Raw genomic sequence first — 22,473 nt, 5'->3', positions numbered from 1 at the left:
GCAGCGCTTCGACCTTTCCCTGTCTCAGGTGAACGTCGAAACGCTTTAGCTTGTATTTAAGTCCGAAAACTCGCGGGGAACAAATGACAAAAGCGCCAAGTGACGGGAAATCGCCGGTGGCAGGGGCCGGACCGGACGCCAAACGCTTGTCAGAGGCGGTTAAGCTGGCCGCGCCCAAAGGCCCGCCGCCGGTGCATCTGTGGCATCCTGCCTTTTCGGGGGACATGGATATGCGCATCACCCGTGACGGAGCGTGGATCCACGAGGGGCGCGCGATTACCCGCCCCGGGCTGGTGCGCCTGTTTGCCTCAATCTTGCGATATGACACGGGCGAAGACGGCAACGAGGCGGGCTATATGCTGGTCACTCCAGTTGAACGGTTTCGCATTCAGGTGGAGGATGTGCCTTTCATCGCCGAAGACGTTGACGTGACAGGGGAAGGCCACGATCAGCGCCTGACCTTCACCACCAATCTGGGGGACACCACCACCGCCGGCCCCGCGGCGGCGTTGAGGATTGAATTGGACGGGCCTGACGGTGCACCGCGCCCCTATGTGCGGGTGCGCGGCAATCTGGATGCCCGCATTGACCGCAAGACCTTTTATCGTCTGATGGATCTGGCCTGCCCTCATGAGCTGGAGGGAACACGCTGGTTTGGTCTCTGGTCGGGCGGGGTTTTCTTCCCGATCACCCCCGCTGACGAGCTTGCCCCCTGATGCCGCGTTTTGCAGCCAACCTGACCTTCCTGTTCAAGGAGCTTCCATTTCTGGAGCGTTTTCAGGCCGCGGCAGAGGCGGGGTTTCAGGCTGTGGAAGTGCTGTTTCCCTATGAGGACGCCGCCCAGCTGGTAACACGGCAGCTGATCGCAAACGGGTTGCATATGGTGCTGATCAACACTCCGCCACCAAACTACACCGGGGGCGCGCGTGGTTTTGCAGCAACGCCAAATGGGCAGCAACGGTTTCAGTATGATTTCAAACGCACCCTGCGCTATGCAAAAGCTTTTCAAGCCAGCCACATCCACATTATGGCAGGCAAGGCCGAGGGGCTTGTTGCACACAGGACCTATGTCGAAAACCTGAAATGGGCGGCCCGGATGGCCCCCGGTCAAAGCCTGACCATCGAACCGATCAACACGGATGACATGCCGGGATATTTCCTCAACTCCTTTGATCAGGCTGCCGAGGTAATTGCCGAGGTCAACGCCCCCAATCTGGGCCTGCAGTTTGACGCCTATCATGCAGATCGCATCACCGGGGATGTGCTGGGCTGCTGGGCGGAACACCGCCATCTGGTGCGCCACATCCAGGTGGGTGGCATTCCGGATCGCAAGGAACCGATCCGGGGCGAATTCAACTATCCGCGCTGGTTTCGGCAATTGGACCGCGAAGGGTATAATGGCTGGGTCAGCGGCGAATACCACCCTACGGCGCAGACCCAGTCAGGGCTGATCTGGTTGACCGACGGTCTGGGCTGAAACCATCTTACCCACCCCGGCCGCAACCATGGCCATGACCGTCACCATACGGCTTACATAAGAAAAACCCTCCCGGTCCAAGGCTCCTGACAGAACGCTGTCAGGAGGGGTGTGTCACACTGCCCTTATCACATCAGATAAGGAGATATGACATGGACACCCAACCTGCCCCGCTTGTGGTCTGGACCGAAATTCCCGTCCGCAACCTGAAAAAAGCCGTGGCGTTTTACAATGCGGCCTTTGGCTGGTCGATGGTGATCGACACGAACAGCCCCGCGCCGATGGCCGTTCTGGGGGGGCGCATGGACACGGTCGGAGGCAATCTTTACGAAGGCACTCCCGCAGCGTCGGGCAGCGGCAATATCGTGCATATCAACCTGACTTGCCCTCTGGAAGACGCCCGCAAGGCCTGGGAAAAAGCGGGAGGCAAAATCAGCAGCGATCCGGTGGAAATCCCCTATGGACGTTTTGTCTATGCCACCGACCCTGATGGCAATACGATAGGCCTGTTCGAGCCGAAAACGACCTAAACCAACCCGGCCCCCGCAGCAAATGTCAGGAGGAACAGAAAGATGCGCCGCGCTGATCGCCTGTTCCAGATTGTCCAGTTGCTGCGGGGTGGCCGGCTGACGCGGGCTGCAGATCTTGCCTCCGAACTTGAGGTCTCCCCTCGGACGATCTATCGCGATATTGCCGATCTGATCGGCTCTGGCGTGCCGATCGAGGGCGAAGCCGGGGTCGGATACGTGATGCGTGCGGGCTATGATATTCCTCCGCTGATGTTCACCCGTGACGAGGTGATGGCGCTGATTGCCGGGATCTCGATGATCGAACGCATGGGCGGGGCTGCAATGGCAAAATCGGCCCATGACGCGCACGGTAAAATCCGCGCGGTGCTGCCCGAAGCCCTGTCGGCGGCGGCAGACCGGGTGGAAGTACATGCCGGTCCCACCCTGACACCATCGGACCGGGATCGTCATTTCATTGATCAGATCGAGGCCGCCGTCGGCGCGCGCAGGCGCCTGCATCTGACCTATGCCGATGGCGACGGTTGCCAGACCACCCGCACCATTCGTCCGCTGGGGCTGTGGTTGTGGCAAACCGGCTGGTGCGTGGTGGGTTGGTGTGAATTGCGCTCGGATTTTCGCATGTTCCGCGTGGATCGCATTGAAGGTTTCACCACCGGAGAGGTGTATCGCGAAGAGCGCGAGAAGTCGCTCTCCGCCTTCTATGCCCGCATGCACGCAGAGGCCTGCGAAACCTGATTCACACCTGCCCTGGATCAGCCCCCCCGCTTAAATGCGTTCCATTGCGTGTCCGGCGCCCCTAGACACGGGGGACACCGAACCGCGGCAGGCGGCATCAAATTGTGCGCATTTCGAGCCAATCATGTTGCGTGGGTTAACCCGAAACGCTTTGGCGGGTGCCACCAATCCGCCGCGGCGCTACGCAGACATCCCCCGGCGCTTCCATATCCAGCGTGACATGACCAATTCCGAACCGGTTGTTCAGGGTGGTTTTGAGGGCGGTTTTCACCGCATTTGCCTCCGACCAGTTGGTGGGCATGACAACAACATGCGCTTCAAGCGAGGTCACCTCTTCACTGATCTGCCACAGGTGAACATGGTGGACTTCCTCCACCCCCTCCACCGTTTCCATGGCACGGATCACCTCTTCCACATCCAGCCCCGGAGGGGCACCGAGCATCAGGATGCGCGTCACGCCCCTCAACTCCCCCAACCCCATCCAGATGATATAGGCCGCGATACCCAACGTGGCGATCGGATCAGCGAGATACCAGTCAAAGACGACAATCAGAACCCCCACCACAATCACCGCCACAGAGCCCAGCGCATCTGCCACATTGTGCAGAAAGGCCGCACGGATATTGGCGCTGTCCTTGGCCATGCTCCAGGTCAGCAACGCGGTGATCACATCCACCACCAGCGCCACGCCAGCCACGATAATCACCAGCCACCCGGCCACCTCGGGCGGTTCAAAAAACCGCATGATCCCTTCGTAGGCCAGGTAGATCCCGATCACCACCAATGTGGTCAGGTTGATCAGGGCAGCGACCAGCTCAACCCGCTTATATCCAAAAGTCATCTGGGCATCGGTGGGGCGGCGCGCGATTTTTCGGGCAAAAAAGGCTATCGCCAGCGACGCTGCATCCGACAGGTTATGGATCGCGTCCGCAATCAGAGCGACAGAGCCGGACAGGACACCGCCGATGATCTGGGCCACGGTCAACAGCACGTTTACCGCAACGGCGAGACCAACCCTCAGGTCCCCGGCCTCCGGGTCAATATGGTGGTGGTGATGCCCGTGCCCCCCGCCATGCCCGTGTTTATGCCCTGTTTGGTGGGTATGAGTGTGATTGTGGTCATAAGGCATCGGGTCACCCTTCGCTGATTGTGAGCACAGACCGGGGGCTGGTCAGCTGCGGAGCAACACCCGGATTTCTGTTTCACCTCACTACTTAATTGCTCTAGCAACTAGAGGTTCAAGGGGCTTTTTGCAGGTCTTTGCATTTTTCCAAGCAGACGGATGTGATGCGGGAAAGGGGCGCTGCCCCTCGCCTCTTCGAGGCTCACCCCGAGGTATTTCAGGCAAGAAAAAGACGCGTCGGGGGAGGCGTTCGCGGGAGCGCAGGAAAGGGAGCTTAATGCGCTTCTGCCCAGTTCATGCCCACCCCGGCGTCAACTACAAGCGGCAGGTCAAGCTTGATGGCGGGTTCAGACGCCCCCTCCATCACGTTGCGCACAACACCGATCACTTCCTCCACGGCGGCTTCATCCACTTCGAAGATAAGCTCGTCATGGACCTGTAGCAGCATCTTGGCAGGCAGCCCCTTGATGGCATCCGGCATGCGGATCATGGCACGACGAATAATATCCGCAGCGGTGCCCTGAATGGGGGCGTTGATCGCCGCGCGTTTTGCAAAGCCCGCCTGCGGGCCTTTTGCGCCAATTTCCGGTGTGTGGATCTGGCGCCCAAAAAGGGTTTCAACCCGCTTGTGTTCCTTTGCGAAGGCCACTGTTTCATCCATATATTTGCGAATGCCCGGGAAGCGTTCGAAATAGCGATCGATAAAGCCCTGTGCATCTGCGCGGGGGATGCGCAGGTTGCGGGCGAGACCAAAGCCGGAGATGCCGTAGATCACACCGAAGTTGATCGCCTTGGCCTGGCGGCGAATCTCCGGCGTCATCTGATCCAGCGGCACATCAAACATTTCCGACGCGGTCATGGCGTGAATATCCTGCCCGTCACGGAATGCCTGTTTCAACGCATCAATTCCGGCCATATGGGCGAGAATGCGCAGTTCGATCTGGCTATAGTCCAGGCTGATCAGTTTTTTCCCTTCCGGGGCCACAAAGGCCTCACGGATGCGGCGGCCTTCTTCTGAGCGCACCGGGATATTTTGCAGGTTCGGGTCTTTTGACGCCATGCGGCCCGTATTGGCCCCGGTTTGCAGATACGAGGTATGCACCCGCCCCGTCTCCGGGTGGATATGGTCCTGAAGCGCATCGGTATAGGTGGATTTGAGCTTCTGCAACTGGCGATAGTCCAAAACGCGCGCGGCAAATTCATGCTCAGCGGCGAGATCTTCCAGCACATCCGCCGGGGTTGACCATTGCCCTGTCTTGGTTTTCTTGCCCCCGGGCAGTTCCATTTCCCCGAACAGGATTTCACCCACCTGTGCAGGGCTTTGCACGTTAAATGCGCGCCCGGCGATCTCGTGCAGCTCGGCCTCATAACCTGCCATTTTCTGCGCAAATGCGTTGGACATGCGCGAAAGCACATCGCGGTCCACCTTGATCCCGGTCATTTCCATCTCGGCCAGAACCGGCACCAGCGGGCGTTCGAGCCGTTCATAGACGCGCGTGACCCCTGCACTGTGCAGGCGCGGTTTCAACAACTGCCACAGGCGCAAGGTGATGTCAGCATCTTCGGCTGCATATTTCACCGCCTCCTCGATCGGCACCCGGTCAAATGTGATCGCGGATTTGCCAGTGCCCAGCAGGGTTTTGATCGAGATCGGTTTATGATCGAGATAGCGTTCGGACAAAATGTCCATGCCGTGGTTATGCAGCCCTGCATTCTGGGCATATGACATCAGCATCGTGTCATCAATCGGCGCCACCTTCACCCCGTTCCGGGCAAAAATCTTGGCATCATACTTCATGTTCTGGCCAATTTTGAGGATGGCCGGATCTTCGAGCACCGGTTTCAGGATCGCCAGCGCCTCGTCCAGCGCCATCTGCCCTTCTGCCAGTTCATCCCCCCCAAAAAGATCATCGGACTGGCTGGTCTTGTGAGCCAGCGGGATATAGCAGGCCGTGCCCGGTTCCACACAAAGCGAGATCCCCACAAGGTCCACGAGCATCTCGTCCAAACCGGTGGTTTCGGTGTCGATGGCCACGTAACCGCGGGTGCGGATCACCTCTACCCAGCGGGCCAACGCGGCGCCGTCCCGGACCCATTCATAGGCCTCCGGGTTGATTGCGGGGGCTTCGGGCGTGGACAGGCCGGGCGCGGTTTCAGGCTGCCGGATCTCGGGCGCGTCTACCCCCAGACGGGTGGCAATGCGATTGGTAAGGGTGCGAAATTCCATATCCGCAAGGAATGACAGCAATGTTTCCGGCTCCGGATCCTGCATCTCAAGCGTGGCGAGATCCAGATCCAGATCCATCTGGTCATCCAGTTTGACCAACTCGCGAGAGAGGCGGATCTGATCCGCCTTTTCAATCAGGGTCTGTCGTCGTTTGGGCTGTTTGATCTCTTCGGCCCGGGCGAGCAGGCTGTCGAGGTCGCCAAATTCATTGATCAAAAGCGCCGCCGTCTTGATGCCAATCCCCGGCGCACCGGGCACGTTGTCCACGCTGTCACCTGCCAGCGCCTGCACATCGACCACACGATCGGGACCGACGCCGAATTTCTCTTCCACACCTTCCACGCCGATACGCTTGTTCTTCATCGGGTCAAGCATTTCGACCCCGCCGCCGACCAGCTGCATCAGGTCCTTGTCGGAAGACAGGATCGTGACGCGCCCACCCGCCGCATCAGCACGGCGCGCAAGTGTTGCGATGATATCGTCAGCTTCGAACCCTTCGACCTCGATACAGGCGATATTGAAGGCGCGGGTGGCGTCACGGGTCAGCGGGAATTGCGGCACAAGATCTTCGGGTGCGGGCGGGCGGTTGGCCTTGTAGGCCGGATAGATCTTGTTGCGAAAGCTCTTGCCGGAATGGTCAAAGATCACCGCCACATGGGTGGGCGCATCCGGGCCGGTCTGATCTTCGATGAACTTGAGCAGCATATTGCAAAAGCCGGACACGGCGCCGATCGGCAACCCATCGGATTTGCGGGTGAGCGGGGGCAGCGCGTGATAGGCGCGGAAGATGAAGGCGGACCCATCCACCAGATGCAGGTGGCAGCCCTTGCCGAAACCTTGGTCGAGCGCGGCGGTGTCACTGGTCATGTTGCGTCCTTCATTCCTGTGGCCCCGGCGTGATCCCAAAGGCAAAAACGGCTGCGAAGCGCCTGCCCGCAGCCGAAAAACTGTCAGATGAGCGAGGATTTACGCCGCCTGGTCATCCGTCTTGTCGGCATGGTCCTTATGCACGAACTTGCAATCGCAATAGGGGCATTCGACCCAGCCATGTTCATTGGGGATCTGCAAATAGACGCGCGGATGGCCCAGCGCGCCCTCACCGCCATCACAGGCCAGTTTGTAGCTGTCAACGAGTTTGGTTTCCGGTGCGGATTGGCTCATGGCTCACCTCATGTAATGTGTTGTGGGCATGATAGTGATGATCGGCGCGGCGGCAAGAGGGAAGCGCGTGGAATGGCCGCTCTTCGGCCGAAAAGCCGCCTCTGCGGGGCCAGTTCCACGAAAGCGTTTCGAGGTTTGGTTGGAACTCAGCATACTCTCGAAACGCACGACACACCGATATGGCAGGGGCGCTGCCCCTCGCGGTTTCACCGCTCACCCCGGGATATTTATGCCCAGAAAATGAGATCAGCCCTGCACGCGGCCAAGCATTCGGCCCAGCGGTCGGCCGCCGAGGATATGGGTGTGATAATGCGGCACCTCCTGCACCCCATGCGCGCCGGAATTGGCGATGGTGCGATAGCCGTCCTTTTGGTCACCGGGGGCAAGATCGAGCATTTTGCAGACGGCTCCGATGGTGCGGATATAACCCAGAACCTCTTCGTCAGTGGCGTCGTTGGCAAAGTGGTCTGCGTTCACATACGGCCCTTTGGGGATCACCAACACATGGACCGGTGCCTGTGGTGTGATGTCCCGAAAGGCCAGCGCATGTTCCGTGTCCAGCACGGTGTCATTGGGGATTTCACCGCGCAGGATCTTGGCAAAGATATTCTGGTCATCATAGATATAGGCCATGGGGCGCTCCGCTTCTTTTCTCTGGCTATTCGCCTTGTGGTGTCAATCCGAGGGGGATCAGTCCGAAAAGAGGTGATCTGTTTCGGCAATTTCCCTTGCGTGACTGTCCGGGATGGAGAGGAAATCTGCAAGGGCGCGTGTATTGGTTTCAGAGGAGGCAAACTCGCTGAAGCGGAAGTAACCTTCAAAGGCCGCGTCACGGATTTCATCGCTTTCGTTCATCACGTCCGACCGGATGGTGGGCAACAGCCTGTCAATGGTTTCGCGCGGCGTGTTCTCGCCGGCCAGCCCGACCCGCATGGCGTGACCAAGCAGGTAGTCATTGGTGAAATTGCATTCCACTTCCAGCAGCTTGGTCTGCGAGCGGTCTGAAAAGAAGTCCCGCAGCAGATCCATGTTATTGGGGTCCATACAGACCACCAACCGCTCTGTTTCGTAATAGTCAAACAGCATCCGCATCAACGCCCTGCGATGCCGGGTCCGTTTTCCAAGCCGGGTCTGGATGCCACCGAGGTCCGGCATCGGGCAGCTTTCTTCATCAAACAGGTAATCAATTGTCGGGATATTGGTGACCTGTTTGATCCGATGGGCCACCCGCTTGCCCACATGCCATTTCTTCGCCACCACGATCAGCAATTCACGTTCGCGCCCCAAGGTGGCCTCCTGTTCCCAGAAGCGGGGGGCAAACCGTTGCCCGACCCGCCCGCGCCCGGTCAGGAACTTGAACAGGGAGCGTCCTTCATTTGAAATCTGAAACTCAACCCCTTCGGCGGCAAACAGGTCACCGAGACGACGTTTGAGCACATGGGCCTCGGGGCTGATTTTCCGCGCAAACAGGAAGTCCTGCGATAGAAGAAGATCATAGTGGTCGTTATAAAACGTGACGGGCATCCCATAGTCGGTAAACATCAAAAACGTCAGGGTGCGGCTACGGATTTCCTGGCCAGGCACGATATGGCGCACCAACGTCTGGAAGAAGGTTTCGTCCGGAATCCAGGTTGAGCGGAAGAATCGCATCACGTCTTTGCGCTTGCGGGTAAAATCGAGGATCCATTCGATCGTCCGGCGGCGCAGACACCACCACTGGCTGCCAATCTGCACCTGGATATCATGCGGGATTTCACGCGTCAGGCCCAGACGTTTTTGCAAGTTGTAGCTTGTGTAAAACAAGAATTTCTGGGTGCGTTCATTGAAATAATGGCGGTAGATCAGCCGCTCTTCCTTCATCCCGGTCTTGATCCAGTCGCTGGCGAAATAATCGAAGCTTTCAATGTAATCGACATCTTCACGATCCAGAAAGGCATGGGCATATTCCGCGGATTTAATGGCCATGCAATCGCCGGACACCATGTAGAAATGGGTGGCTCGAGGGAACGCTTCGACCGCAGCTTCAACGGCATGAAGCGTGGCCTGCACCAAAGACCAGCCCCCCCAGCCGCATTTGATCCTCTTGCGGGCAAAGGTGACGTTGGGATTGTCTTTCAGGGCGTCGTATATTTTTTGAAAATGTGCGGGCTTAGCGCGGGCATCAAAGTGAATCGCCATGCAATCGCCCGCAGCTGTCAGCCGCGTTGCCTGGTTGATGATCGCATCAGGGTCTTTGTGACACAACAAGATGAAGGCAATCTTTGCCATTTACCAAATAATCCCTCAGTTTCAGCGACATTGTTGCCATAAATAACGTGAAGAACCATTGAATAAACAGAGTTTCTTTGCTTTTTTTCCTCTAAGTGGTGATAACTGCATTTCGTGACAGACGTTTCGATCACAAGTATTTGGCAAGGAGGCTGCGTTAGATGGGATTTCCCGGCACCTGGATGACGGAAAGTGAAAGCGTGGTCTACCGCGTGGTGCCCAAATGCGCCTGCTCGACCATTGGTCAGATCATGTTCTATTCTGACCATGGCGAATTTTTCGACGGCGACATTCACGACAGCAAGGATCGCCTGCACAAGTGGTCGCAGGAGCATTCGCAACAGTTGATCATCAACAACGTGAAGGCCCATAACAGCTATGCCTTCACCTGCGTCCGAAACCCCTATGCCCGCATCCTGTCCAGCTTCTTTGACAAGATTTGCGGCATCCAGCGCAATGGCAAACGCTACCGCGGAAATCTGGTTCCGATGCTCATTCAGAAATATGGGATCGAGGTGGGCAGCCCGGACGACGCGTTTGATTTCGACCAGATCAAGAGCTTTCGCCGCTTTCTTCTGTTTGCGCGCGACACGATCCGCTGGAAACGACCGATGGATCCGGACATTCACTGGTCCGCGATGTCAGGCCATGTGTCCACCTTCATCCTGAATGGTGGCACCTATGACAAGATCTTCTGGACCGAACAGTTCAATGACGGGATGCAGCAGGTGCTCGACAGTATCGACACGCCCCATCAGGTGGATCTGAACGCGATTCCGCGCTTTAATGAAAGCGAAGGGCACGGGCCGAAACGTGCCCACCCGGTTGAGGATTATTTCGACGACCTGTCCATGCATCTGGTCTATGAAATCTACAAACGGGACTTCAACCTGTTCAAATATGACTTCGAGAACCCGGGCAACAAGATGCCAATCGGCGAGATCGACCTGGATGAGGTTCATGCAAAGCTGGGCGACTGACCAGCCGCATCAACAACAAAGTGAGAGAGACATGAAAGCGCGCGTAACTTGGGCGGAAGCCCGGACTTTTGTCGGCACATCCGGCACGGGCCACAATATCGTTCTGGGCACAAGCCATGGAGAAGGCGGCACGCCCGGCCCCAGCCCGATGGAGCTTCTGCTGATCGGAACGGCAGGGTGTTCAGCCTATGACGTGGTGTCGATCCTCGAAAAATCCCGTCAGAAGATTGAGGATGTTCAGGTAGAGGTGGATGCTGAGCGCGCAGAAACAGATCCCAAGGTCTTCACCAAAATCCACCTGCATTTCATCGTGAAAGGGCGCGGCGTCGGGGCAGACAAGGTCGAACGGGCAATTTCACTTTCGGTCGACAAATATTGCTCAGCATCCGCCATGATGGCTGCCACGGCTGACGTCACCCATGATTTTGAGGTTGTGGATACAGAGTGACCCGCCTAGGTCAGACCTCTTTCAGGCTCCGCATTTCTGCGGGGCCTTTTCTTTTTTGAGCATCAACGAGCACCGTAAGATTTCCGTGCTGCTACTGACTTGAATGGCGGCACCCACACCGCGCCTTTACCCAGACAAAACTAGTTTTCTAGTTTTCTAGTTTTCTAGTTTTCTAGTTTTCTAGTTTTCTAGTTTTCTAGTTTTCTAGTTTTCTTCGAAATGCGCCATATCTCGGGCTTACTCAAACAAAAAAACGCGCCCTCAAAGGGGCGCGCTTGGTAAAACCTCTGCTCACGCAAGCAATCCCTGATCCCGCAGCAGCGCCTGAAGATTTCGGTCGGCGCGCGGCCCCATATGGCGGATCACTTCCCCCGCCACGACACAGCCCATTTCACCACAGGTCCGGATATCAGCATCGGTGGCAAGCCCATACAGGAAACCGGCGGCAAACCCGTCTCCGGCCCCTGTTGCGTCCACGGGGGTGATCTCTTCCACCGGCACATCCACGCGTGCGCCATTTTGCACAATCGTCACACCATCGCCAGATCTGGTGCAGGCCACCAGCGGGCAGATCGCAGCGGTTTTCGCCAGCGCCTCTTCCAGATCATCGGTTTCAAACAGGGATTTGATCTCATCCTCATTCCCGATCACAAAGTCCAACTCGTGCTCGATCAGCATCAGGAAATCGGTGCGGTGGCGTTCCACGCAGAACGGATCGGAAATGGCGATCCCAGCTTTGCCCCCTGCCCCACGGCAGGCGCGGGCCATGGCGATGAACGCCTCTTTGCCTTTGTCCTTATCGAACAGATATCCTTCAAGGAACACGATCTCGGCATCAGAAGCCACCGCCGGATCCACATCCTCGGGTCCAAGCTCGGCCGAGATCCCCAGATAGGTGTTCATTGACCGCTCCCCATCGGGAGACACAAAAATCATCGAGCGCGACGTCGGCAGCTCTCCTCCCGGCACCGGCGGGTTCACAAAACGCGTTCCGTCCATCTCCATCGCGTCAGCATAGAAATGTCCAAGCGCATCATCATGAACACGACCGACAAAACCTGTTTTCAGCCCAAGCTTGCCGATCCCCGCAAGCGTGTTTGCCACCGATCCACCAGCCGCTTGCTTGCGGCCCTCCATCGCGCCGTAAAGCACCTCTGCCCGGTCTTTTTCAACCAGCTGCATGATGCCCTTCTCGATCCCCATCAGTTCGAGGAACGAGTCATCCGCCGTGGTCAGCACATCCACAATTGCGTTGCCGATGCCGACAACCTTGTAAGTCTTTGTCATAGATTCTTTTCCTCAAAGAGACAGATGTCGCGGATCAGGCAGTTCCCGCAGACAGGTTTGCGCGCCTTGCAGACATACCGTCCATGCAGGATCAGCCAATGATGCGCATGTTGCAGATATTCGGCCGGGATATTGTCCTCAACCGCGCGTTCAACCGCGACCACATCTTTGCCCGGGCAGATCCCGGTCCGGTTTCCGACACGAAAGATATGGGTATCCACAGCCTGGGTCGGCACGTTCCACCACATGTTCAAAACCACATTGGCGGTCTTGCGCCCCACCCCCGGCAGGCTTTCAAGAGCCGCACGCGACGAGGGCACCTCGCCGCCATACTCCTCCACCAGAATGCGTGACAGCTTGATCACATTTTTGGCCTTCTGGCGGTAAAGTCCGATGGTCTTGATATGTTGGGTCAGCCCCTCTTCGCCCAGTTCCAACATTTTCTGCGGCGTATCCGCAATCGGGAACAGATCCCGCGTTGCCTTGTTCACACCAACATCGGTGGCCTGCGCCGACAGGGCCACGGCAACCACCAGAGTGTAGGCGTTGGTGTGGTCCAGCTCGCCTTTCGGAGCGGGCTCAGCTTCGTGAAACCGACGAAATACCTCACGGATCTCGTGGTAGCTCATTTGTTTGGCGGCACGTCTGGTCATGAAATCCATATGCCCGCCCTCTTATTGGGACACAAGGGGGGGCCGGTCGGTTCCGGGGATGTTTTGCACCAATCCCCCGCCAGACAGACAAAAGCGCAACATTCGGGTCGCGCAAATCGCAGGTTTGGGCCATGCTCATGGGGGAAGGAGAACATCATGACCACGGCGGAAGAAAGCTATCATTACAAGCTGATCGGGCGGGCCATCCAAGAGATTGATGCCGCAGAGGACACCCTGTCCCTGGATGAGCTGGCCCGCAGGGTGGGTCTTTCTCCCGCGCATTTCCAGCGGGTGTTTTCGCGGTTCGTGGGCATCTCCCCCAAACGCTATCAGCAATTCCTGACACTGGGCCACGCCAAAACCCTGCTCAGGGACCGGCACACCACGCTGGACACCACCCATTCTGTGGGCCTGTCCGGACAGGGGCGGTTGCATGACCTGTTTTTGCGGTGGGAAGCGATGAGCCCGGGAGAGTATGCCAAGAAGGGCACCGGGCTGACCATCTATTGGGGCTGGTTCGACAGCCCGTTCGGGACCTCTTTGGTGATGGGAACCGAAAAGGGGATCTGTGGGATCGGGTTTGCCGAAGAAACCGGCGCCGAAGTGGCACTGGCCGACCTCAGATCCCGCTGGCCCAACGCGACGTTCATCGAAGACCCGGCTTTCCTGCGCCCCTGGGTGCTCGCCGCCTATGACATGGTCCCCGGTGAACGCGGCAAGACCCCGTTGCACCTGATCGGATCCCCCTTGCAGATCAAGGTGTGGGAAGCCCTGCTGCGCATCCCGTCAGGGCATGTCTCGACCTATTCGGAAGTTGCCACAGCCATTGGCAATCCCCGCGCCGTGCGCGCCGTCGGCACCGCCATTGGCCGCAACCCTGTCAGCTGGCTGATCCCATGTCACCGTGCATTGCGCAAATCCGGTGCGTTGGGGGGGTATCATTGGGGGCTTCCGGTCAAACGCGCCCTTCTTGCCAGAGAGACAGCACAGTTGGAAACCCAGAGCGCACTGCAGACGACACACCCAGCGCCCTCCAATAAACGGAGCGCCTGACAGGATCTGGTTTCCCTTACAATAGCTGGGCGACACCTTCACGAAACCAACGCGTTACCGGCAATCTGCCGCGCATTCTCCCCCTTGTTATTCGATAACAACAGGGCATCATGGTAGCAGAGACATGAGTTTAACGCATTGAGGAGCGGCAGAAATGTTCCAAACCAAACCCCTTTTGATTCTCGGCACCATCGGTGCCCTGTCGATCACCGCCTGTACCTCGCCCACCGGCGAGATGGGTCCCCGCACCAAGGACGGTGCCGTGGCCGGTGCAATGGTCGGTGGTCTGATCGGCGCGATCAGCGGAGATGACAACAAACTGGGCAGCGCAGCCCTTGGTGCCGCCATCGGCGCTGGCGTCGGCGGCGTGATCGGGTCGCAGCTGGACAAACAAGCACGTGAGCTGGAAGCCTCGATGGGCAATGATCAGGTGCGCATTGTGAACACCGGGGAAAGCCTGGTTGTGACCATGCCGCAGGACATCCTGTTTGCCACCGACAGTGCCGTAGTGAACCCCGGCCTGCGGAGCGACCTTGGCGCGCTGGCACGCAACCTGCTGAACTATCCGAACTCGGCTGTGGAAGTGATCGGGCACACCGATAATGTGGGCGATGCCGGCTATAACCTTGCCCTGTCGCAACGCCGTGCGGCCTCTGTCGCGTCGGTTCTGTTCCAAAATGGCGTGCCAAGCTCGCGCGTGGTCACGATCGGGCGTGGTGAAAGCCGCCCGGTGGCCTCGAACCTGACCCCCGAGGGGCGTCAGCAGAACCGCCGGGTCGAGATCATCATTCGCCCCTATACCTGATCCGGCACACGCCCGTTGACACGAGAAAGGCCAGACGACACCCGTCTGGCCTTTTTCTTTTCCGCTGAATGCTTGAGCCTCTCCGCCTCATGTGGTCATAATAGTTTACCACCTAGAACGAGGATCAAGATGCCGTTTCAGAAGATCAATGCCGGAAAGCTGTCCAAATCCGTTGTGGAACAGATCGAACTTTTGATCCTGCGTGGCGTGCTGCGCCCCGGCGAGCGGCTTCCCTCTGAGCGCGATTTATCCGAACGGATGGGGGTATCGCGCCCGTCCCTGCGCGAAGCCATTGCCGAATTGCAATCGCTGGGGCTTTTGCAAAGTCGCGCCGGGTCCGGGATTTTCATCTCCGAAGATCTGGACAGCTCCTTCTCACCCGCCCTGACCGGGTTGCTGGGGCGCCATGACGAAGCGGTTTATGACTATCTGGCGTTTCGGCGTGACCTCGAAGGGATGGCGGCAGAACGCGCTGCCCGGCTGGCTTCGGACACCGATCTGGAAGTGATTGGCAGCATTTTTCGCAAGATGGAAGACGCGCCGGCTGGCAAAGGGGCTGATCTGGATGCCAACTTCCATTCCGCCATTGTCGAAGCCAGCCACAACGTGATGATCGTGCATGTCATGCGTGCGATGTATGATCTGCTAAAGCGTGGTGTATTCTACAATCGGCAGGTTATCATCCAGCTTTACAACACCCGTGCCGACCTTTTGAACCAGCACCGGGACATCAATGATGCCCTTCAGGCCCGCGACCCGGTGCGCGCCCGGGAAGCAATTGAAGCGCATCTTGATTTTGTGGCCCAGGGCTATGCGGATATGCGGCGTGCGGAACGCAATGAAGAGATCGCAAAACAGCGCCTGAGCCACGAAAGCGCCCAGTAGGACACCTTCATTTGTGCAAATCGGATCAGGCCGCGCGCAATCCCAGGCGCACCAGAATGCGGGTCAGTGGGCAGAAACCGGACAGGCCGGACTGGAACAGGTTGGCCCCGACGAAAAGGGTGAACCACAGCCAGCTGACCTGGCCAAGATTGACCTGCCCGGACAGGTGGGCAAGCCCCAGGCTGATAAGGATGAACAGTCCGGCAATGGACATGGTGGCGCGTTGGGCGTTCATGAACGGTCTCCTTGATGTTTAGGGGATATATATTCATCACAACGAATATGTCAATCACCGTAACCATCAAAGAAAACCCCGGCTGCAGAGATCTGCAGCCGGGGTTTTTGATGTCTGGTCTCGCAATCGCGATCAGTGGAGCTTAGCTTCCACGTCCTTGATGGCGGCGTCGATCAGCTTGTTGCCTTCGGTCGCGGTCATCTGTTTGGCGATCACGTCACGTGCGGCGCCGATAGCCACGGAAACTGCGCTGTCGCGCACTTCCTTGACAGCCGAGGCCTGGGCCGATGCGATCTGATCTTCGGCGGCAGCCAGACGGCGTGCAATCGAAGCCTTCAGATCTTCCTTGGCCAGCTCAGCGGCATTGGCAGCTTCTTCCTTGGCATGGGCGACAATGCGCTCTGCCTGTTCAGCCACTTCCTTTTGCTTGCGTTCATAAGACGCGAGAACTTCGCGTGCTTCGTCTGCAAGTTTCTGAGCTTCTTCGATCTCGGATTTGATGCCCTCGGCACGTTCGTCGAGCTTGCCGCCCAACAGTTTGTGCACACCCATGTAACCCAGGAAGGTCACAAACAGCAGGAAGGCCAGCCAGACCACCAGGTTGGTGTTGGACAGGTCCAGCCCGCCACCGGCAGCAAATGCCGGTTGGGCAGCGATCAGGGCGAGCGGGGTGAGAACGCGTTTCATCATGTTCTTACCCTTTCATCCGAGCGGTCACAGCCGCGGTCACGGTTTTGGCGTCAGCCGAGTGCCCCAGAGCGCCAATGATTTCCTTGGCGGTATCTTTGGCAACTGCCTTGATGCTGTCCACGGCCCCTGCGCGGATCTCTGCGATAGCGGCTTCGCTTTCAGCGGCCTTTGCAGCGATCTCGGCATCTGCCTTGGCAGCGGCGGCATCCACCTCAGCCTGAATTTCAGCACGCGCTTCGGCCACGATCTTGTTGGCCTCAAGGCGGGCATCTGCCAGCGCCTGATTGTATGCAGCTTCGGCCTCAACGGCTTTCTGCTTCATCTCTTCGGCAGTGGTCAGATAGTTGGTGATCCGGGTTTGGCGCGACTGCAGAATGCCTTCGATACGAGGAAGGGCAATCTTGGTCAGCACGAAGTAGATCACGACCAGCGTCACCACGAGCCAGAAGATCTGGTTCCCGAAGGTCGAGAAATCCAGCTGCGGCATGCCTGCAGCTTCGGCAGCGCCGTGTGCAGCATCCGTGGTATTTGTGTTACTTGCCATGTCTTCTCTCCTGGAACCGAGTTACTTCGGGCGGCGGTTGGAATGCGAAACCAGGTTGGTTCCTCATCCCTACCCCCGCCCGGGCGTAAGGATGGTTCAGGTCTTAGACGGCGAACATCAGCAGCAGAGCAACCAGGAACGAGAAGATGCCCAGGGCTTCTGCAAATGCGATACCGATGAAGAGGGTGGCGGTTTGAGCGGCAGCAGCCGACGGGTTGCGCAGAGCACCGGCCAGGAAGTTACCAGCAACGTGGCCCACACCGATAGCGGCGGCACCCGAACCGATAGCTGCCAGACCTGCACCGATGAATTGACCCATTTGAGCGATATTGCCTTCCATTTTCGTTTCTCCTTACGTTGGAATGCTTTGAATTAGGTGTGTGAGCGGGCTGCAGCCGTCGCGATTAGTGCGACGGATGCAGAGCGTCTTTGAGGTATACGCAGGTCAGGATGGTGAACACGTATGCCTGAATGAAGGCCACCAGAACTTCCAGCGCGTAAACCGCGGCGATCGCGAAGATCGGGAAGAAGCCGAAGAGGCCCAGTGCCGCGGCAAAGCCAGCGAACACTTTGATAACTGCGTGGCCGGCCATCACGTTGCCTGCCAAACGAATGGAGTGGCTGACCGGGCGCACGAAATACGAGATCAGTTCGATCACGGCCAGGATCGGACGCAGCGCCAGAGGAGCCGAGGACACCCAGAAGAGACCGAGGAAGCCAGCACCGTTTTTCACAAACCCCAGCACGGTCACGAAGACGAACACGATCAGGGCCAGAACGGCGGTCACGGCGATATGCGAGGTCGAGGTGAACGACATCGGGATCAGGCCGAGGAAGTTGGCGAAAACGATGAACATGAACAGCGTCATGATGCCGGGGAAATACTTGACGGCATCTTTGCCGGCCACATCCTCGACCATTTTGTAAACAAAGCCATAGGCCAGTTCCGCAACAGATTGGGCGCGGGTCGGGATTTCCTTGCCGCCCGAGGTGCCAACCACCAGCAGGGCCACGATGCCAACAATTGCCAGCACCATCCACAGGGTCTGGTTGGTCACGGTGAAGGTGCCAATATGGTCCCCGCCGAACAGCGGTGCCAGCTGGAACTGATCCATCGGATGGATCGCCAGACCCGGGTGCTCAGGCGCAAAGATCAGGCCCGAGACCAGCACAAGCGCCAGTACGGCGAAGAATGCGATTTTGGCGATGCCGCCAGACCCTTTGTTTGTGCTTTGATCAGCCACCTGTCTTACCCTCTTCTTCTTCGGAACGTGTGCCGGGTGTTGTCCCTGCATCTGCGTCCGCGGACTTCTGCATATGGGCTGCGGTGCCAAGCATGACCTTCACGCCGGCCGCGAACCCCAACATTATGAACAGCACCATCATGATGGGTTTTGTGCCCAAAAGCGCATCCAACCCGTATCCGATGCCGAAACCGATCCCGAGACCGGCAATCAACTCGACGACCATCTGCCAGGCATATTGCGCCTGATTGTAGGCCTTGTCCCCCGCGTGTTCCTTTTCCTCAGTTCCTCGCACCTGTTTCAGGCGTTTCTCAAGCGCCTTGAGGCGCTCGGGATCGGGATCATTGGACATGGATCACCCCCGGGTAATACTTGCGCCCTTTGCTAAGGGGGAAGCAGTCATGAGTCAACGCTGTTTAGCGCCAACATGAAAACACGCAAACCATTGTTTTAAAACAGTTTAATAATTTTGCCGTGGGGGATCACTGCCCTAGCGCCCACCGAGCAGGCCAATTTCCTTCACAATTGCAAATTCAACCGATTGGTTGACGATCTGATCGCATCCCAATAGGCATAATCCCATGACCACCGCATCCGACCAGCATCTGGACCATGTCTTTGCCGCCCTTGGCGATCCCACACGGCGCGCCATCCTCACCATGCTTCTGGAAGACGACATGGCGGTCACCGATGTTGCCACGCCATTTGACATGTCCCTTGCAGCCATTTCGAAACACCTGACGATCCTCAGCCGGGCTGGGCTGATCAGTCAGGAAAAACGCGGGCGGGTGAAATGGTGCAAACTGGAACCGGACGCCCTCAAATCCGCCTCGGTCTGGATGCAGGGGTTTGGCCAGTTCGAACCGGTCAATCTGGATGATTTCGAACGGTTCCTTGAGGTGCAGCTGTCAGAAGGCTGAGCGTGGGGTGACCACGGCAACGCCGGGGCCTGCCCCATTTTGGGCGAGCCCCAAAGCCCACAGACATTTCCGCCCTCAGGGCAGGCTAATCCCCTCTTCTTCCTGCGCCCATTCCTTTGCCGCCGCCTTGAACGCGGACAATGCGGCCTGCACTTTGGCAGAGCGGTGCAGATCCACATGGGTCACCAGCCAGGTCTGGGCGTTCCATTCCGGGCGACGATCCATCACTTCAATCAGGCCGCCTGCCGTATTGACCGCCATGAAGCCCCCCCCAGCCCCGGCGCGAACGGCTGCGGCCAAGGACCGGTCATCGGTGGCGCGATAGCGCACGGCGGAGGGCGGCACATGCTTTTCCTGCCATTGCATGAAAGGCGCGCGGGAGCGGATATCCGAAAAGCCAACAAAGCGGTGCTGGTCAAAGGTCTCGATCGTAGGCAGGCCAAACCGCTCGACATAACAGGGGGCAGCAAACAGGCCCATCTCCATGGTAAAATAGGGCTGCACCACATTGTCAGGCTCTTCGGGGGCACTGCCCGCACGAATGGCAAGATGCGCTTCGCCATATTCCAGCCGGAACACCCGCGCCCCGGTTAACAGCCGCACCCGCACATCGGGATGGTCACGTTGAAACTGAACCAGAACCGGCGTGACCCGTTCGGCGAAGGACGGCAGGGCCGTAACAACCAGATCCCCGCTGACACTGTCCCCCTGCCCACGCAATCGACCACCCAGCTGTGAAAACTGATCATCCGTGGTCTGCGCCACCCGCGCCAGATCCGCCCCGGCCTCGGTCGGTGTATACCCCCGCGCATGACGCTGGAACAGCTTGACCCCAAGCCGCTCTTCCAAGGCATCAATATGGCGGATCACGGTGGCGTGGTGCACGCCCAGAGCGGATGCAGCCCCGCTGACAGTGCCTTCTCGCACGACGAAATAGGCTGTTCTGATTTCATCCCAATGCTGCAAGATGCACCCTCCCGGATAATGTTCATTTTCGCACAATATATGTGATATATCCCAGATTGAGTTCGAATTTGCAAATCCTCATAGTCAGATCAACGCAAAAACACTCTTCCAAAGGACACTGACATGACCAACATTCTGCGTATCGACAGCTCTGCCCGCACCGAAGGTTCGGTTTCGCGCCAATTGGCGGATCGCTTTATGGCCCGGTTGACAGGCGATGTAACCCATCGCGATCTGGCGAACGGCCTGCCCCATCTTGATGCGGTCTGGACCGGCGCGACCTTCACCCCGGTTGACGCGCGTAGCGAAGAACAGACCGCCGCCCTCGCCCTGTCCGATGAGCTTCTGTCCGAAGTGCAGGCGGCGGACACGATCGTGATCTCGACGCCAATTTACAATTTCACCATCCCATCGACCCTGAAGACATGGCTTGATCACCTCGCCCGCGCCGGGGTGAGTTTCCGTTACACCGAAAATGGTCCCGAAGGGTTGCTGGGCGGCAAACGCGTGGTGGTGGTGCTGGCCTCTGGCGGCGTTCCGGTCGGGGCCCCTGTGGATTTTGCCACCCCTTACCTGAAGCACATGTTTGGCTTTCTTGGCATCACCGATGTGGAGTTTGTAGGTGCTGCGGGGGCCGAGGGCATTGCCACGGCCGAAGCGGATCTCGACAAGCTGGCCGCCTGATCCCGTCCGCCTTTTTTCCGCGCCGGTTCATGACCGGTGCGGGCATCATTCGCGGATCAATATGGCGCGAAAATCATTTACATTGGTCCCGGACGGCCCCGGCGTGAACAGCTCGCCTATCTGTTCGAAGGCGGTATAGGCATCATGACACGCCAGCAGCTCGCGCGGGTCATGGCCCGTGTCGCGGATTGCCTGCGCTGTCTGTCCACTGGCAAATGCCCCGGCATTCTCCTCGGATCCATCAATTCCATCCGTATCTGCGGCAAGGGCGCTGACCCCGGCCACCCCTTCCATATCGAGCGCAAAGGACAGGAGAAACTCGGTGTTGCGCCCCCCGCGCCCTGCCCGCTCGCCCGCGTCACGCAGGGTGACCGTGGTTTCACCCCCCGACAGGAGCACCACGGGTTTGGCAAATGGGCGGTCCCGCAGTGCAACTTCACGCGCAAGGGCGGCATGCATCCGGCCAATGTCGCGTGCCTCCCCCTCAATCGCGTCGGACAGGATAACCGCCGGCAGGCCAAGCGCCCCGGCCCGCTCGGCGGCGGCCTCAAGCGATTTGGCGGCGGAGGCAATCACACGCACCTCATTGTCGGCAAAATCAGAATGGGTTGGATTGGGGGCAACACTCTCCTGGATATGAGCGATGATATGGTCCGGCAACTCAATGCAATAATCCCGAATGGCCGCAAGAGCCGCCTTGCGCCCGGTCGCATCCGGCACGGTGGGGCCTGAGGCCACCTGCGCGGGATCATCCCCCGGCACATCAGACACAATCAGGCTGACCAGCTTGGCGGGGTGGCATGCTGCGGCAAGGCGCCCGCCCTTGATCCCGGACATATGTTTCCGGATCGCGTTCATGGCTGAAATGGGGGCGCCAGAGGCCAGCAGCGCCTTGTTCAGCAACTGCTCATCTGCAAGCGTCATCCCCTCTGGCGGACAGGGCAACAAGGCGGAGCCGCCACCACAGATCAATGCAATCACAAGATCATCTGGCGTCAGATCCCGGACGGCCTCAAACAGCGCCTTGCTGGCCTCGACACCGGCCTCATCCGGCACCGGATGCGCCGCCTCAAGAACCCTGATCTGTTCACAAGGAACCGAAAACCCATAGCGGGTGACCACGACACCTTGCAATGGGCCATCCCAAAGCGCCTCCAACGCCGCCGCCATATGGGCCGCCCCCTTGCCCGCCCCCACAACAACAACCCGCCCCTTTGGCGGCGCAGGCAGGTGGCGCGCCAGGGCGTGCATCGGATCGGCGGCCTTGATCGCCGCATCGTAAAGCGATGTCAGCAAGGCGATGTCATCAGCATGTGTCATAGCCGCAGCATAACGCGCGGCAGAGACAGGGCAATCCTTTCCGGCGTCAAAGCGTACCCCGTTCGTGTCGGGTCACATGCGACAAGCCAAAAGCTAAGCCATCAGAGAATGATCAAATGAAATCAGCCGTTCCGCGGGGAGCGATCAAGGGGGTGAGGCTGGTCACGCCCCCGACAGAGGAACCGTTTGGAGTGTCTGTTCTTTCCAGATCTTCCCAACACTGTCTTCCATCGGAGGC

General features: G+C 58.5%; 26 protein-coding genes. 11 read left to right on the top strand and 15 right to left on the bottom strand.

The genetic code is table 11. The annotated features are described in order from the left end of the window. The first annotated feature begins 83 nt into the window (after positions 1–83). The 4 genes from K3J57_RS03025 (at position 84) to K3J57_RS03010 (ending at position 2,742) form a co-directional block, all read left to right on the top strand. Positions 84–716, top strand: coding sequence for a DUF1285 domain-containing protein (locus K3J57_RS03025; protein WP_259793975.1), 633 nt, complete (start codon positions 84–86; stop codon positions 714–716). Beyond that, positions 716–1,477 carry a hydroxypyruvate isomerase family protein gene (locus K3J57_RS03020; RefSeq protein ID WP_259793974.1) on the top strand — a complete coding sequence of 254 codons (762 nt, stop codon included), beginning with the start codon at positions 716–718 and terminating at the stop codon, positions 1,475–1,477. Before K3J57_RS03025 ends, K3J57_RS03020 begins: the two co-directional genes overlap by 1 nt. 152 nt (positions 1,478–1,629) lie before the next feature. Then, complete coding sequence (locus tag K3J57_RS03015) at positions 1,630–2,007, top strand: VOC family protein (RefSeq protein ID WP_259793972.1); 378 nt, start codon at positions 1,630–1,632, stop codon at positions 2,005–2,007. A gap of 42 nt (positions 2,008–2,049) precedes the next feature. Then, positions 2,050–2,742, top strand: a complete 693-nt coding sequence (locus K3J57_RS03010; protein WP_259797034.1) for a helix-turn-helix transcriptional regulator — start codon at positions 2,050–2,052, stop codon at positions 2,740–2,742. A gap of 136 nt (positions 2,743–2,878) precedes the next feature. Here the strand turns inward: K3J57_RS03010 and K3J57_RS03005 are convergent, their stop codons facing one another. The 5 genes from K3J57_RS03005 to K3J57_RS02985 all read right to left on the bottom strand — a co-directional run bounded on the left by K3J57_RS03005 (position 2,879) and on the right by K3J57_RS02985 (position 9,521). Continuing rightward, positions 2,879–3,871 (bottom strand): cation diffusion facilitator family transporter, encoded by a 993-nt coding sequence (locus K3J57_RS03005; RefSeq protein WP_259797033.1) that lies wholly within the window; start codon positions 3,869–3,871, stop codon positions 2,879–2,881. A 268-nt stretch (positions 3,872–4,139) separates the two neighbouring features. After that, positions 4,140–6,959, bottom strand: coding sequence for a DNA polymerase I (gene polA, locus K3J57_RS03000; RefSeq protein ID WP_259797031.1), 2,820 nt, complete (start codon positions 6,957–6,959; stop codon positions 4,140–4,142). A gap of 99 nt (positions 6,960–7,058) precedes the next feature. Then, positions 7,059–7,253 (bottom strand): zinc-finger domain-containing protein, encoded by a 195-nt coding sequence (locus K3J57_RS02995; protein WP_173485347.1) that lies wholly within the window; start codon positions 7,251–7,253, stop codon positions 7,059–7,061. A gap of 246 nt (positions 7,254–7,499) precedes the next feature. Next, positions 7,500–7,886, bottom strand: coding sequence for an HIT domain-containing protein (locus tag K3J57_RS02990; protein WP_259797028.1), 387 nt, complete (start codon positions 7,884–7,886; stop codon positions 7,500–7,502). Between the two features lie 57 nt (positions 7,887–7,943). Continuing rightward, positions 7,944–9,521 (bottom strand): DUF5928 domain-containing protein, encoded by a 1,578-nt coding sequence (locus tag K3J57_RS02985; protein ID WP_173485345.1) that lies wholly within the window; start codon positions 9,519–9,521, stop codon positions 7,944–7,946. Between the two features lie 161 nt (positions 9,522–9,682). Here K3J57_RS02985 and K3J57_RS02980 point away from each other — a divergent pair, with 161 nt between their 5' ends. Further along, entirely contained in the window at positions 9,683–10,501 is an 819-nt protein-coding gene (locus K3J57_RS02980; RefSeq protein ID WP_259793967.1) for a sulfotransferase family protein, read from the top strand. Between the two features lie 31 nt (positions 10,502–10,532). Then, entirely contained in the window at positions 10,533–10,949 is a 417-nt protein-coding gene (locus K3J57_RS02975; protein ID WP_259772846.1) for an OsmC family protein, read from the top strand. A 291-nt stretch (positions 10,950–11,240) separates the two neighbouring features. Here the strand turns inward: K3J57_RS02975 and K3J57_RS02970 are convergent, their stop codons facing one another. Both K3J57_RS02970 and nth read right to left on the bottom strand, forming a co-directional pair. Beyond that, positions 11,241–12,236, bottom strand: a complete 996-nt coding sequence (locus K3J57_RS02970) for an adenosine kinase (protein WP_259797026.1) — start codon at positions 12,234–12,236, stop codon at positions 11,241–11,243. Continuing rightward, entirely contained in the window at positions 12,233–12,889 is a 657-nt protein-coding gene (nth, locus tag K3J57_RS02965) for an endonuclease III (RefSeq protein ID WP_259797023.1), read from the bottom strand. Before nth ends, K3J57_RS02970 begins: the two co-directional genes overlap by 4 nt. Before the next feature lie 156 nt (positions 12,890–13,045). Between nth and K3J57_RS02960 the strand changes: the two genes are divergently transcribed. The 3 genes from K3J57_RS02960 to K3J57_RS02950 all read left to right on the top strand — a co-directional run bounded on the left by K3J57_RS02960 (position 13,046) and on the right by K3J57_RS02950 (position 15,632). Beyond that, a complete protein-coding gene (locus K3J57_RS02960) occupies positions 13,046–13,942 on the top strand; it encodes a bifunctional helix-turn-helix domain-containing protein/methylated-DNA--[protein]-cysteine S-methyltransferase (RefSeq protein WP_259786273.1) in 897 nt (298 codons plus the stop codon). Between the two features lie 154 nt (positions 13,943–14,096). Continuing rightward, on the top strand, positions 14,097–14,747 hold the full coding sequence (locus K3J57_RS02955) for a YiaD family glycine zipper/OmpA-like lipoprotein (RefSeq protein ID WP_173485340.1): 651 nt from the start codon (positions 14,097–14,099) through the stop codon (positions 14,745–14,747). Between the two features lie 129 nt (positions 14,748–14,876). Further along, positions 14,877–15,632: a FadR/GntR family transcriptional regulator gene (locus K3J57_RS02950; RefSeq protein WP_259797022.1), complete on the top strand. Its 756-nt coding sequence runs from the start codon at positions 14,877–14,879 to the stop codon at positions 15,630–15,632. Between the two features lie 25 nt (positions 15,633–15,657). Here the strand turns inward: K3J57_RS02950 and K3J57_RS02945 are convergent, their stop codons facing one another. The 6 genes from K3J57_RS02945 to K3J57_RS02920 form a co-directional block, all read right to left on the bottom strand. Next, a complete protein-coding gene (locus tag K3J57_RS02945; protein WP_173485338.1) occupies positions 15,658–15,867 on the bottom strand; it encodes a YgaP family membrane protein in 210 nt (69 codons plus the stop codon). Positions 15,868–15,999: 132 nt separating this feature from the next. Further along, positions 16,000–16,557 (bottom strand): F0F1 ATP synthase subunit B, encoded by a 558-nt coding sequence (locus K3J57_RS02940; RefSeq protein WP_371732369.1) that lies wholly within the window; start codon positions 16,555–16,557, stop codon positions 16,000–16,002. 4 nt (positions 16,558–16,561) lie between these two features. Continuing rightward, positions 16,562–17,101, bottom strand: a complete 540-nt coding sequence (locus tag K3J57_RS02935; RefSeq protein WP_259776721.1) for a F0F1 ATP synthase subunit B' — start codon at positions 17,099–17,101, stop codon at positions 16,562–16,564. Between the two features lie 103 nt (positions 17,102–17,204). Then, positions 17,205–17,441, bottom strand: a complete 237-nt coding sequence (locus K3J57_RS02930; protein ID WP_055188564.1) for a F0F1 ATP synthase subunit C — start codon at positions 17,439–17,441, stop codon at positions 17,205–17,207. 64 nt (positions 17,442–17,505) lie between these two features. Continuing rightward, entirely contained in the window at positions 17,506–18,309 is an 804-nt protein-coding gene (locus K3J57_RS02925; protein WP_259774892.1) for a F0F1 ATP synthase subunit A, read from the bottom strand. Positions 18,310–18,337: 28 nt separating this feature from the next. Next, positions 18,338–18,697, bottom strand: a complete 360-nt coding sequence (locus K3J57_RS02920; protein WP_173485336.1) for an AtpZ/AtpI family protein — start codon at positions 18,695–18,697, stop codon at positions 18,338–18,340. 229 nt (positions 18,698–18,926) lie between these two features. On the opposite strand from K3J57_RS02920, the gene K3J57_RS02915 reads away from it, so the two are divergent. Next, a complete protein-coding gene (locus K3J57_RS02915; RefSeq protein ID WP_259797013.1) occupies positions 18,927–19,265 on the top strand; it encodes an ArsR/SmtB family transcription factor in 339 nt (112 codons plus the stop codon). Positions 19,266–19,340: 75 nt separating this feature from the next. Here the strand turns inward: K3J57_RS02915 and K3J57_RS02910 are convergent, their stop codons facing one another. Next, positions 19,341–20,231, bottom strand: coding sequence for a LysR family transcriptional regulator (locus K3J57_RS02910; protein WP_259797008.1), 891 nt, complete (start codon positions 20,229–20,231; stop codon positions 19,341–19,343). A 123-nt stretch (positions 20,232–20,354) separates the two neighbouring features. Here K3J57_RS02910 and K3J57_RS02905 point away from each other — a divergent pair, with 123 nt between their 5' ends. Next, positions 20,355–20,915 (top strand): FMN-dependent NADH-azoreductase, encoded by a 561-nt coding sequence (locus tag K3J57_RS02905; RefSeq protein ID WP_259797005.1) that lies wholly within the window; start codon positions 20,355–20,357, stop codon positions 20,913–20,915. A gap of 45 nt (positions 20,916–20,960) precedes the next feature. Here K3J57_RS02905 and K3J57_RS02900 read toward each other — a convergent pair whose 3' ends face one another. After that, entirely contained in the window at positions 20,961–22,235 is a 1,275-nt protein-coding gene (locus K3J57_RS02900) for a glycerate kinase type-2 family protein (RefSeq protein WP_259797002.1), read from the bottom strand. Positions 22,236–22,473: the final 238 nt, after the last annotated feature.

Source organism: Aliiroseovarius crassostreae, from assembly GCF_025137635.1.
In the GTDB taxonomy this organism is placed as follows: Bacteria; Pseudomonadota; Alphaproteobacteria; order Rhodobacterales; family Rhodobacteraceae; genus Aliiroseovarius; species Aliiroseovarius crassostreae.
Note: the sequence above shows the minus strand (reverse complement) of the source record. Positions and strands in the feature narration are given on the sequence as shown.

Bases quoted from the DNA above. Each gene is read 5' to 3' on its own strand.
- K3J57_RS03025 (WP_259793975.1), top strand. From the start codon at position 84: ATGACAAAAGCGCCAAGTGACGGGAAATCGCCGGTGGCAGGGGCCGGA.
- K3J57_RS03020 (WP_259793974.1), top strand. From the start codon at position 716: ATGCCGCGTTTTGCAGCCAACCTGACCTTCCTGTTCAAGGAGCTTCCA.
- K3J57_RS03015 (WP_259793972.1), top strand. From the start codon at position 1,630: ATGGACACCCAACCTGCCCCGCTTGTGGTCTGGACCGAAATTCCCGTC.
- K3J57_RS03010 (WP_259797034.1), top strand. From the start codon at position 2,050: ATGCGCCGCGCTGATCGCCTGTTCCAGATTGTCCAGTTGCTGCGGGGT.
- K3J57_RS03005 (WP_259797033.1), bottom strand. From the start codon at position 3,871: ATGCCTTATGACCACAATCACACTCATACCCACCAAACAGGGCATAAA.
- polA (WP_259797031.1), bottom strand. From the start codon at position 6,959: ATGACCAGTGACACCGCCGCGCTCGACCAAGGTTTCGGCAAGGGCTGC.
- K3J57_RS02995 (WP_173485347.1), bottom strand. From the start codon at position 7,253: ATGAGCCAATCCGCACCGGAAACCAAACTCGTTGACAGCTACAAACTG.
- K3J57_RS02990 (WP_259797028.1), bottom strand. From the start codon at position 7,886: ATGGCCTATATCTATGATGACCAGAATATCTTTGCCAAGATCCTGCGC.
- K3J57_RS02985 (WP_173485345.1), bottom strand. From the start codon at position 9,521: ATGGCAAAGATTGCCTTCATCTTGTTGTGTCACAAAGACCCTGATGCG.
- K3J57_RS02980 (WP_259793967.1), top strand. From the start codon at position 9,683: ATGGGATTTCCCGGCACCTGGATGACGGAAAGTGAAAGCGTGGTCTAC.
- K3J57_RS02975 (WP_259772846.1), top strand. From the start codon at position 10,533: ATGAAAGCGCGCGTAACTTGGGCGGAAGCCCGGACTTTTGTCGGCACA.
- K3J57_RS02970 (WP_259797026.1), bottom strand. From the start codon at position 12,236: ATGACAAAGACTTACAAGGTTGTCGGCATCGGCAACGCAATTGTGGAT.
- nth (WP_259797023.1), bottom strand. From the start codon at position 12,889: ATGACCAGACGTGCCGCCAAACAAATGAGCTACCACGAGATCCGTGAG.
- K3J57_RS02960 (WP_259786273.1), top strand. From the start codon at position 13,046: ATGACCACGGCGGAAGAAAGCTATCATTACAAGCTGATCGGGCGGGCC.
- K3J57_RS02955 (WP_173485340.1), top strand. From the start codon at position 14,097: ATGTTCCAAACCAAACCCCTTTTGATTCTCGGCACCATCGGTGCCCTG.
- K3J57_RS02950 (WP_259797022.1), top strand. From the start codon at position 14,877: ATGCCGTTTCAGAAGATCAATGCCGGAAAGCTGTCCAAATCCGTTGTG.
- K3J57_RS02945 (WP_173485338.1), bottom strand. From the start codon at position 15,867: ATGAACGCCCAACGCGCCACCATGTCCATTGCCGGACTGTTCATCCTT.
- K3J57_RS02940 (WP_371732369.1), bottom strand. From the start codon at position 16,557: ATGATGAAACGCGTTCTCACCCCGCTCGCCCTGATCGCTGCCCAACCG.
- K3J57_RS02935 (WP_259776721.1), bottom strand. From the start codon at position 17,101: ATGGCAAGTAACACAAATACCACGGATGCTGCACACGGCGCTGCCGAA.
- K3J57_RS02930 (WP_055188564.1), bottom strand. From the start codon at position 17,441: ATGGAAGGCAATATCGCTCAAATGGGTCAATTCATCGGTGCAGGTCTG.
- K3J57_RS02920 (WP_173485336.1), bottom strand. From the start codon at position 18,697: ATGTCCAATGATCCCGATCCCGAGCGCCTCAAGGCGCTTGAGAAACGC.
- K3J57_RS02915 (WP_259797013.1), top strand. From the start codon at position 18,927: ATGACCACCGCATCCGACCAGCATCTGGACCATGTCTTTGCCGCCCTT.
- K3J57_RS02905 (WP_259797005.1), top strand. From the start codon at position 20,355: ATGACCAACATTCTGCGTATCGACAGCTCTGCCCGCACCGAAGGTTCG.
- K3J57_RS02900 (WP_259797002.1), bottom strand. From the start codon at position 22,235: ATGACACATGCTGATGACATCGCCTTGCTGACATCGCTTTACGATGCG.